Origin of the sequence: Bergeyella porcorum, assembly GCF_042427575.1 — a bacterium.
Taxonomy (GTDB): domain Bacteria; phylum Bacteroidota; class Bacteroidia; order Flavobacteriales; family Weeksellaceae; genus Bergeyella; species Bergeyella porcorum.
On record NZ_JBHMFD010000007.1, the window covers coordinates 23,285 to 34,614 of the forward strand.

At 37.1% G+C, this 11,330-nt stretch carries 9 protein-coding genes; 2 read left to right on the forward strand and 7 right to left on the reverse strand.

Going from position 1 to position 11,330, the window contains the following annotated elements; all coding sequences use genetic code 11:
- Nucleotides 1-157: 157 nt before the first annotated feature.
- Nucleotides 158-3,451, reverse strand: a complete 3,294-nt coding sequence (leuS, locus tag ACFFUE_RS03460; RefSeq protein ID WP_376832823.1) for a leucine--tRNA ligase — start codon at nt 3,449-3,451, stop codon at nt 158-160.
- A gap of 133 nt (nt 3,452-3,584) precedes the next feature.
- On the opposite strand from leuS, the gene ACFFUE_RS03465 reads away from it, so the two are divergent.
- Entirely contained in the window at nt 3,585-4,337 is a 753-nt protein-coding gene (locus ACFFUE_RS03465; RefSeq protein ID WP_376833274.1) for a glycosyltransferase family 2 protein, read from the forward strand.
- 141 nt (nt 4,338-4,478) lie between these two features.
- Here the strand turns inward: ACFFUE_RS03465 and ACFFUE_RS03470 are convergent, their stop codons facing one another.
- The 6 genes from ACFFUE_RS03470 to ACFFUE_RS03495 all read right to left on the reverse strand — a co-directional run bounded on the left by ACFFUE_RS03470 (nt 4,479) and on the right by ACFFUE_RS03495 (nt 9,885).
- Nucleotides 4,479-5,714 carry a 3-deoxy-D-manno-octulosonic acid transferase gene (locus ACFFUE_RS03470; RefSeq protein ID WP_376832824.1) on the reverse strand — a complete coding sequence of 412 codons (1,236 nt, stop codon included), beginning with the start codon at nt 5,712-5,714 and terminating at the stop codon, nt 4,479-4,481.
- Nucleotides 5,715-5,793: 79 nt separating this feature from the next.
- Nucleotides 5,794-6,276 (reverse strand): DUF1648 domain-containing protein, encoded by a 483-nt coding sequence (locus ACFFUE_RS03475; RefSeq protein ID WP_376832825.1) that lies wholly within the window; start codon nt 6,274-6,276, stop codon nt 5,794-5,796.
- Nucleotides 6,277-6,337: 61 nt separating this feature from the next.
- Complete coding sequence (locus tag ACFFUE_RS03480) at nt 6,338-7,033, reverse strand: PQLLE family protein (protein ID WP_327985206.1); 696 nt, start codon at nt 7,031-7,033, stop codon at nt 6,338-6,340.
- A gap of 456 nt (nt 7,034-7,489) precedes the next feature.
- Nucleotides 7,490-8,209: a C40 family peptidase gene (locus ACFFUE_RS03485; protein ID WP_376832826.1), complete on the reverse strand. Its 720-nt coding sequence runs from the start codon at nt 8,207-8,209 to the stop codon at nt 7,490-7,492.
- Between the two features lie 99 nt (nt 8,210-8,308).
- On the reverse strand, nt 8,309-8,956 hold the full coding sequence (locus ACFFUE_RS03490; RefSeq protein WP_376832827.1) for an O-methyltransferase: 648 nt from the start codon (nt 8,954-8,956) through the stop codon (nt 8,309-8,311).
- 92 nt (nt 8,957-9,048) lie between these two features.
- A complete protein-coding gene (locus tag ACFFUE_RS03495; protein WP_376832828.1) occupies nt 9,049-9,885 on the reverse strand; it encodes an OmpA family protein in 837 nt (278 codons plus the stop codon).
- A gap of 81 nt (nt 9,886-9,966) precedes the next feature.
- Here ACFFUE_RS03495 and tilS point away from each other — a divergent pair, with 81 nt between their 5' ends.
- Entirely contained in the window at nt 9,967-11,307 is a 1,341-nt protein-coding gene (gene tilS / locus ACFFUE_RS03500) for a tRNA lysidine(34) synthetase TilS (RefSeq protein WP_376832829.1), read from the forward strand.
- Nucleotides 11,308-11,330 lie beyond the last annotated feature (23 nt).

Consider the following 11,330-nt stretch of genomic DNA (forward strand, 5'->3'; position numbering starts at 1 on the left):
CATTGTGAATTTTTATTAACATTAGATAATGTATAATTTTCACCTCTTTTTTTTATTTAATTTTCCTTACTAAAAAACCAAGTTCAAAATTTTAGAAAAAAAACAAAACTTTTTTTTATCAATTAAACAAAGGTTTCTAAGTCCCGAAAACTCAAAATTATGATACAATATTAATAATTTTTTTCGGAACTACGATGATTTTTTTCGGAGAATTTTCACCAAGTTGTGCTTTCACCCTATCATCTGCCAATGCAATTTTCTCTATTTCCTGTGGTGATAACTCCGCAGGCAGCTTCATTTTGAACTTCATCTTCCCATTAAAACTTACTGGATATTCTATCTCATCTTCTACCAAATAAGCTTCGTTCAGCTCTGGGAACTTTACATATTCAATAGAAGTGCTGTGCCCTAAAAGCTGCCAAAGTTCTTCACAAATATGAGGTGCATACGGCGAAATAATCACTGCCAATGGCTCTAAAATCGCTCTCTTGTTGCATTTTAATTTCTGTAATTCGTTTACGGCAATCATAAAAGAGGAAACAGAAGTATTGAATGAGAAATGCTCAATATCATACACCACTTTCTTAATGAGCGTGTGCAATACTTTATACTCTTCTTTGGTAGGCTCTTCCTCCGAAACACTAAAGGTATCTCCATCGAAATACAGGTTATAGAACTTTTTCAAGAAGCCATAAACTCCGGAAAGTCCTTGTGTATTCCAAGGTTTTGATTGCTCCAATGGCCCGAGGAACATTTCATAAAGGCGAAGGCAATCGGCTCCATATTCCTCACAAATATCATCAGGATTTACCACATTGTATTTGGATTTGGACATTTTTTCCACCTCTCTTTCGCAGATGTATTTTCCATCTTCCAAGATAAATTCCGCATCTTTGAACTCTGGTCGCCACGCTCTCAATCCTTCAATATCCAATTCATCATTACCTTGAATTAGAGAAATATCCACTGGAATTTTTTGAGTATCATAATCCTTTGACAAGTTTTTAGAAACCAATTGATTAGTTCCATTCACACGGAAAACAAACGCTGAAACACCTAAAATCATCCCTTGATTAATCATTTTTTGGAAAGGCTCTTGGTGAGAAATGAATCCTCTATCATATAAAAACATATTCCAAAATCTGGAGTACAGCAAATGTCCCGTAGCGTGTTCGCTTCCTCCAATGTATAAATCCACTTGCCCCCAATAATCTACCAAGTTTTTATCCACGAAAAAATCTTCGTTTTTAGAATCCATATATCTAAGGAAATACCACGAGCTTCCTGCCCATCCTGGCATTGTGGAAAGTTCCAAAGGGAAAATGGTTTTATTGTCAATTAAATCTGTGCTTACAACAGCTTCTTTTTCACTATCCCAAGCATAGTTTTTCGCATTCCCCAATGGTGGGTCGCCATCTTCTGTTGGGAGGTATTTTTCCACCTCTGGCAATTCTAAAGGAAGAGCTGAAACTGGCAAAGTGTAAGGCAATCCATCTTTATAATAAATAGGGACAGGCTCTCCCCAATATCTTTGACGAGAGAATATAGCATCTCTTTGTCGGTAATTGATTTTCGCCTTTCCAACCTCTAATTCTTCCAATTTTGCTACGATTTTTCCTGTAGCTTCTTTGTAGCCTAATCCATTAAGGAAGTCGGAGTTTTCTAATACAAAACCTTCTTTTTCTGAAAATGCGTTTTCAGAAATATCTTGATTGAAAATATTTTTTATCGGTAAACCAAAATGTTTTGCAAAGGCATAATCTCTCTCATCACCCGCAGGAACTGCCATTACAGCACCTGTTCCGTAGCCTGCTAAAACATAATCGCCAATCCAAATCGGGATAGGTTCTTTAGTAAGTGGATGCTCCGCATAAGCTCCCGTAAAAGCGCCTGTAATGTTTTTCACATCTGCCATTCTTTCCCTTTCAGAACGCTTGGAAGTAGCTTCTACATAAGCCTCCACCTCTGCTTTCTGTTCTGGCGTGGTAATTTTCGCTACCAACTCGTGTTCTGGAGCAAGAGTAAGGAACGAAACTCCAAAAATGGTATCAGGACGGGTGGTGAAAACTTCAATCCCCCTGTCCCCCGAAGGGGGGAAAACCTCATTATCATCATTCTGAACAACATTTCTTGAAGACAGTTTTTCCTGTATCTGAGCAATCATATTGTCAATATTTCCTATAACTTCTTCATTATTGAAACGAATAACTTCATATCCTAAATCTGCTAATGCTATCGTTCTTTCCTCATCCAAAACTTGTTGTTCATCAGTATGATGATAACCACCGTCCACTTCTATAATTAGCCTTTTAGAAAGACATACAAAATCAGCAATAAAATCTCCTACCAGATGCTGACGACGAAATTTATCACCTAGATTTTTAGACTTCAATACCTCCCACATTGCCATTTCAGCTGCTGTAGGATTATCTCTCATTTCCTGAGCTTTCTCCAACAACAAATGAGGACAATTAGTCCCTGTCATATATCCATACTTCCCTTTCTTTTCGGATGAGCCAGCTTCTTCTTGTGAAATCAAAGAATTAGCATTTTTTCCCCCTTCGGGGGATAGGGGGAACCACACAGAAGCTCCTACAGATTTTCCAATCCAATTGCGTTGAGAGTCCTTTACAGCATCGCTCCAATCCAATTGATCTAAACCTTGCAACAATCTTTCAGAATACGCTGTGATACGCATACTCCATTGCATCATTTTCTTTTGATAGACAGGATAGCCTCCGCGTTCAGACTTACCATCTTTCACTTCATCATTGGCTAAAACCGTTCCAAGGGCAGGACACCAGTTTACCGTAGTCTCTGCACGGAATGCCAAACGATAATTAAGTAATATATCTTGCTTATCTTCTTCTGAAGCGTTTCGCCATTCTTCAGCAGAGAAAGACAACGCTTCAGTTTGAGCCGCATTGAGATTCTCGGTTCCGTATTGTTCAAAATGCTGAACGAGCGTTTCTATGCTTTCTGCTTTATTAGAAGTATTATTATACCAAGAGTTAAACAATTGAATGAAAATCCATTGTGTCCATTTATAATAAGACGCATCGGAGGTTCTCAATTCTCTACTCCAATCAAATGAGAAGCCTATTTTACGCAATTGTTCCTCGTATCGGTTGATATTTTGCTCGGTAGTAATGGCAGGATGCTGCCCTGTCTGAATCGCATATTGCTCCGCAGGAAGCCCAAAACTATCATAGCCTATTGGATGCAATACATTGAAGCCCTGATGCCTTTTATATCGGGAATAAATATCCGAAGCAATATACCCAAGCGGATGCCCCACGTGCAGACCCGCCCCAGAAGGATACGGAAACATATCTAGGACATAATACTTAGGTTGTTGTTGGTTGGTAGATGGCTGTTGGCTTTTGAAGGTTTCATTTTCTTGCCAATATTTCTGCCACTTTTGCTCTATCGTCTTATGGTCGTAAAACATTTTCTTATTTTTTAAGCAACAAATTTAATATTTTAGTTTGAAAAATAATCAGTGATTTCCGATTTTTACCATCGTACAAGAAGATTTCACATTCCGTCATAAAAATATCCTATCTTTGCAAAAACACAAAGCAATGCCATTAGTTTCTATCATCACACCGTGCTATAATTCGGCTAAATTCCTAAAAGATACCATACAAGCGGTACAAAATCAAACCCTAACGGATTGGGAATGGATTATTACGGATGATAATTCCTCTGACAACTCCTTAGAAATCCTCCAAGCGGTGAACGATGACAGAATTATTGTGATAGAATCTAAAACCAATGGTGGTGCAGGGCACGCTAGAAACCTCGCTTTGGAAAAAGCTTCGGGAAGGTTCATCACTTTCTTAGATGCAGATGATTATTGGTCCCCTGAATTTTTGGAAGAGATGACGCAGTTTATGCTTCAGGAACAAGCAGAGCTCGCCTACTCCAACTATGCCCGCTGTGATGAAAATATGACGCCTCTGATTGAAGATTTTAAAGCCGATAAAATAGTAACTTTTGATAATTTGCTAAAAACTTGTAGGCTTTCTCTACTTTCTTCAATGTATGACTCCCAAAGGGTGGGCAAAGAGTATTTCCCTAAGGGTAGTAAACGCGAAGACCATGTAATGTGGCTCAATCTTTTGAAAAAAATCCCCGAAGGAAAGCCCCTACCCAAAACAATGGCAAAATACCGTATGCACGCCAATAGTGTATCTAGAAAGAAAAGCAATATCATCAAAGACCAATATCTAGTGTACAAAGATTTTATGCACTTTTCCACTCTGAAATCCCTATACTACACGGCACATTGGGCTTTTAACGGATTTAAAAAGTATTCTAAATGGTTTAATTAATAGTTGGCGGTTGATAGTTGAAGGTTGAGGGATAATACTTAAAACTCATTCTACTTAAACTCATCAAAGAGCAATATATTCTTAATCCATTTCAAATCAATACACCCCTTTTTTCTACTTTTCAGGAAAAAGGGAATTCTTTTACCTTTCTAAAATCTTCTTAACCACCACTTCCGTAGCATTAGGTTGCATTTGGACAAATTGCTTTGCCTTTATAGCCATCTTTTCTCGCAAACCTGCATCATTTAAAAGCTTCAAAACAAAATCTGCTGCTTCCCCTTCAGTAGAAAAAGATTGTGCTCCACCAAAATGAATAAGTCCATCTGCCTCAGGGTTTTTCTTGTAATGATTTCCGAAGACAACGGGCTTACCAAATGTAGCCGCCTCCAAAATATTGTGCAAACCAGCCGTATGAAAACCTCCACCTACCACCGCAATATCCGCATAGGCATAGATTTTTGACAACAAGCCAATGGAATCTATCACCAAGATATTAGAAGCTAAAGACAGGTCATTAGATTTCTCATTCAGTTCAGAATATTTTAATAAAGGGTTACGATAATGCTTTAAACCAATGTTTCTTTTAATATCGTGAGGGGCAATAATGATTTTCGCATTAGGATATTGAGATGCTACGCGGTCTGCAATGCCCTCTTCTGCTTCCCAAGAGCTTCCAAAAACCACCAAAGGGCTATCTCCTTTAAATTTTTTAATGAAAGGAACGGTATTATCCCGATGCTGTATTTGTTTCACCCTATCAAAGCGGGTATCTCCCGAAACAGACGAGTTTATAAGACCTATCTTCTTTGCTAATTCCTCCGAATGCTTTGTCTGATGGAAAAACCAATCAACATTTTGCTTCAACTGCTGTACCAACCATTTTCCGTAAGGTTTGAAAAAAGCCTGCTTCTCATAGAACAAAGCCGAGACCACATAGATTTTAGCCCCCTGCTCTTTTAATCCCCTCAAAAGATGATACCAGAAATCATACTTTACCGTGAAGAATATCTCCGTCTGAAAAACTGAAACAAACGCCTTAATATCCTGTTTTTTATCAAAGGGAAGATAGCAAACCGCATCTGCAATATGCTGTTTTTTCACTACATTTTCATATCCTGATGGCGAAAAGAATGTAACCAGTACTTTGTGCGAAGGAAACTGCTGTCTAATCTGCTCCAAAACAGGCAAGCCCTGCTCATACTCCCCAAGACTGGCAGCGTGCATCCAGATTACTTTCTGATTGGCAAGTTTTTCCTTTACTATCGCCAAACTTTTCTTACGCCCCTGCACTCCTTTTTTAGCCTTCTCATTAAACCACGAAAGCAACCTCAGCCCAAAAGCTAAAAGTGTGATGAATATATTATAGATGAACTGCATTCCTTATTACTTGAAACCACAAAAGTCATAAAAGTTTTTTAATCTTCTACTATCCTACTACCGAAAAAAAAGTTCTGTTTTATTTTTTTTCTTCTAAGGCATTGTTTAAATTATTTTCCTCTTTTTGTTTTTTAGCAGCATACCAATTAAATCCCAAAGATACCAAAAGAATTAAAGCAACGAATACAAAAGTTCCATTTCCTAAATTTTGTTTTAAGCCCTTACCTACTTGAATGGTTTCATAAACTATATAGAAAAATAATAGGGATACAAGAAATAATAACACATTAACCATTAATTGTCTTAGTTCTACATTTTTCATCACATTATTAGTAGCAAGAATATCCATCTTTGGCAAAAATGATAATAGAAAATACAAAAATATTGAAACTGCTACCAAAATCCATATTGTGGCTTTACTACCCCAGCTATCTGTCTCACCACTCAGATTAAAGTGTGTAGGAATTTGCTCTGGTAATGATGGATATTCTACCCCTGCATAAATACCCGTAGCAATGATGAGAAAAAGACTAATAAGGTTAAAAATTTTATATAGCTTCATCGTTTTAATGATTTAAAAGTTATGATTTTATAAAAAAGGGGCAACAGAATTGCCCCATAAGTCATCTTTTCACTACAATGCCCAACGCTTCTAAATCTTGGCTGTCTTGGAAAATAATTTTGGCATAGGCTATCAGCTCTAAGTAATTAGAATAGATTTCATCTAATGCTATATCTCTATTCTTCGTTGCTTTTTGAGCTTCACTCATTTCTATTTTTTGAGATTTCTTCAGCAAAGATAGCTCCTCCAAAGCATCTATCTGACCTTGTAGGTCTTCTTCTTTAATATTGATGCTCGCTACTTTTTGTTTAAGCTCATCACTTGATAAAATCTGTGCGTAGAAATTATTCACCTGCTGATACCAGGCACCATAAGCAAATTTTCTTTCACCAGAGAACTCTAAAAGCTTACTCACCTGAGTATTTCCTTTAAACAAAATCCTACATAAAGCCAAATGCCTCATATAGATTTCATTAATCTCCATCTTGCGGTTATTCATCCGCTCTGTTTCTGCATACTTATCTGCATATTCTTTCTTCTGCTTCTGAGAAAGATTTTCTAGCTCTGCTACTTTTTGCAAATAGACATCCAATTTTTCCTTAGTATAACCAATAGGCTCCAACTTAGGCAAAATAATTTCTGTACTAGCATTAGTAAAGGCTAGCTTCATTAGATAAATCTTCTCATCTACCGAAGCATAAACACTCTGCGAAGTCTTTTTAGACCTCATCTCATTTGAATTTACTTCATTTTTCATAAAAATAGCATTTAGTTTAAAATTTGTGATATTTAGCAACCATTCATTCAATAGTTACCATACAAATATAACAATTCAGAAATAAACCACAAAGCAATTCATTTACTTTTTTTTATTCTTTTCCATAGAAATTATATTAAGGAAATAAAAAATAACATTAGGTCATATAGAAATAATATTCAGTCAGTAAAAAATAATATTCAGTCATATAGAAATAATATTTGGTCAATAAAAAATGATATTCGGTTATCAAAAAATGATATTCGGTCACATAGAAATAATACTCAGTCAAGCAAAAACAATATTCAGTTAATAAAAAACAATATTCGGCTGACTGAATATTGTTTCTATATAAAGGAAAATAAAAAATCCCTAACCTGAGATTAGGGAAATTAAACTAATCGATGAAAATAACAATATATTTATCAAAAAACTAAAACTGAATAATATTAATCATCACACTGATATCATTTTCTTCACAAATCTTAGCTTATGCGTGTGCTTATTAAGGTCTTTATTGAAAATTCCTATGGAATCTATGTGATCTATCCTTACTTTTCCGTGGGCGTGGATTATTTTTTGGTCTTCCAGCATTATACCACAGTGGCAGATACGCCCTTCTCCATCTTCAAAGAACGCTACATCTCCCCATTCTGCCTCTTCTATGAAAGTCAATGCCTCACCTATGGTAGCTTGTGCGTCTGCAAAACGCGGTAATGCAATGCCATTAACCTTAAACACCAATTGTACCAACGCTGCTGCATCTACACCAAAGAAACTACGCCCTCCTGCAAGGCTTGGGACATTAAGAAAGCTCAAAACTCCTGCTACAATACGCTCTCGAAGGCTATCCGTAGGCACTTCTTCGGGATTCTCTCGCTCTACCTCCGAGCCTAAGGACAGCAGATATCTATCCTCCCCCTGATTATAGAATAAAACTTGTGTAGTGATGAGCTCCGTTTGTCTTTTTGCGAAATCTTCCTCCGAAATCTGCTGAACTTGCAGGGCATTAACCCAACCTTCGCAGCCATCAAAGTGTCCTTTCACTCTAAGCCAATCTCCTTTGCTATCTAATACCTCCATACTCTCTCCAAATAAAAACTGAGTAAGCAGTGGAGCAGCATCATCTCTCTGGGCAGTAACAGATACTACGGATATATTGGCAATTGCTTTCATAATTATCAAAATTTATTGTTTAGAATAAAGAAAACAGAACAAAAGAAGAAAAAATAAAAGCCGCTTCTCCAATTCTGAATCTCTAATCTCTAATTTCTTTTATTTTTTTCTTAAAACTGTAACCCCATCTCTCAATGGTAGGATAAAACTATCAAAATCTTCATCTTTTGCCACCAAATCATTGAGAGCTTTGATGGTTTTGGTCATCTTACTCTTGGGATTTTCTTCCAGCACCTTTCCATACCAAAGCACATTATCAAACAATACCACCGAACCGCTCTTTAATTTGGGCTTTACCAAATGAAAATAGTCCACATAAGCCCCTTTATTGGCATCTACAAAGACTAAATCAAACACCTCATCGGTATTTTGCAGGTATTCCCTTCCATCTTGTAGGCGAAATTCTATTTTATCTGCAAATTCACTTTGGGCAAAGTACTTTTTAGGCAAATAAGACAAGGCTTCATCGATATCTAAGGTGATGATTTTTCCATCTTCTGCCAAACCTTCAGCCATACAGAGCGTAGCATAGCCTGTAAAAGTCCCCAGCTCTAAAATGCGTCTCGGACGAAGCATTTTGGACATCACGGCAAGGAAACGCCCCTGCTGCAAGCCAGAAATCATATGCGATTGTGGTGCATCTTGGTAGGTTTCTTCTCTTAGCTGAGTTAAAAGGTTGGATTCTGAGGAAGTATGATTTTCTAAATAGGCATCCATCTCTGGACTTAGTTCACTGAAAAAGCTCATTGGAAAAGTTTCATATTTTTTTGCTGCTCAAAAGTAAAAAAAACCTTAGAAATATTCACTTCTAAGGTTCTTTATTTTCAAAAAAGTTGATTTTAGTTCTTTACAGGAGCTATATCCATCAGTTTCATAAACTCATCTAGCTTCGGCATAATGATGATTTCCGTTCTACGATTCTCTGCTCTTCCAGATACGGAAGCATTCGTAGTTTTAGGGTTGTACTCACTTCTACCGCCTGCGGTAATTCTATTAGGATTCACCCCAAACTGCGTTTGTAGAATCTTGGCTACAGCTGTAGCTCTTAGGGCAGAAAGATCCCAGTTGTCTTTAGGTAAATTAGCCGAGCTTAGTGGTACATTATCCGTGTTCCCTTCAATCAGTACAGAGTAAGTATCATAGTCGTTAATCACCGCTGCTACTTTACCCAAAACTTCTCTGGCTGCTGGCAACACATTGTAATCCCCAGACTTGTAAAGCATCTTATCGGATAGGGAAATCATTACCACCCCTTTCAATACTTTTACATCTACATCCTGATCTGCCACATTATCCAAAGAGCGTTTCAGCTTATTAGACAAAGCCAAATTTAAACTATCATTTCGGGAGTTGGTAGAAATCAATTGTTTGATATATTTATTAGACGCATTGATTTCGCCTACCAATTTATCGATGTTTGCAGAAGATTTCCCTGTATTAGACAAACAAGCATCCAATGAAGATTTCAAAGCATCGTGCTGACTTTTCAAGAGGTTGTTTTCGCTCGTCAAAGCGGTATTCTGCGATTTCAAATCTTGGATTTCTCTTTGTCTTTCTGCTAAGTTTTCTAAACTCTGCTTGTAGTTGAGATTAAGGGCATCGTACTGCTTTTGACTCACACAGCTTGCCATTGTTACAGCTAAGCCTACTGCTGCTAAAATTTTTCCTATTTTCATACTCTATTTATTTTAACGAAATCCAAATTTACAAATTCATTTTTAAAAAGAACACTTATATTTGCTAAATTATTCAACTTTATGAGTTATTTAACACTCCCCGCATTTCAGACCTCTATGAAGCAACTTCTTGGCAATTACAAGAAGACTCGCTTTCTATTGGCAGTAAGTGGTGGTGTAGATTCTATGGTTTTGCTTTGGCTTTTCTTAAAAAGCTTTCAACCTTCGGAAGATGAAGAATGCACTACTCCCCTTCCCTTTGCCGTTGCCCATATCAATTACAAATTGCGTGGAAATGACTCTGAACAAGACCAAAAACTGGTTGCTGATTTTTGTGAAAAGAACAACATCCCTTTCTATACCTATGAAGTTTCGGAACAAGACCAAAAGCCAGAAGGCTCTATCCAGCTCTGGGCAAGGGAACTCCGATACCGATTTTTCAGAGAGATACAAGCCAGAGAAAAGCTAGATTATCTGGTTACCGCCCATCATCTGAATGACCAATTGGAGACCTTTTGCATCAATCTATCCCGAGGCTCTGGCATCAAAGGGCTTTGCGGTATTCCCGCCAATGACAATAATATCCTAAGACCACTGCTATCCTTTCCCAAGGAAGAGCTTTACCGTTTTGCGAAAGAAGAACATATCCCATTTCGGGAGGATTACAGCAACCAAAAGAATGATTATCTGAGAAATAAAATCCGAAACGAAATTTCACCTTTACTGATGAATCTGAACCCCTCTTTTTTGGAAAACTTCAGTAAAAGCCTCCATCTTTTAGGCGAAACACATCAGGCTTTAGAACAATACAAGCAAAGCTTGAGAGAAAGCATCATATCCCAAAACGCCGATTCTTTTTCCATTGACAAGGAACAATTTTCAAAATTGAGTTTATTTTTACAATTTGAACTCTTAAAGGATTTTGGGTTCTCCCAAGAAAATGAAATTGCTAAAATGACCACTTCAACTATTGGGAGTTACTTTCATTCAAACGCTTTCACCTTATTAGTTGATAGAAAACATTTATTACTCCATTCGCGATTAGAAATTAACCTTCCAAAATGGGAAGAAAAAATAATTTGCACAGAAATTCCAGAAAGTAAAATTATTGAAATTGAACCAAGCATCTTCCCACATCCCACTGATTTTGAATGGCATTATGATGCCTCACAATTGACCTTCCCCCTTAAAATAAGAACCAAGCAAGAGGGCGATTATTTTTTTCCTATGGGAATGATAGGCAAAAAGAAGGTGTCAAAGTTTTTTAAAGATAAAAAAATTTCTAATTTAGCAAAGTCAAAAATTCCTATCTTGTGCGATGGCAACGGAAACCTCCTCGGGGTGCTCCCTATGCGACAAGACAGAAGATGGGTTGCTCATACAGCAACAGAGCAAATATTAACGATAAAAAATAAATCCTAACCCATTACACGATAATAAAAACA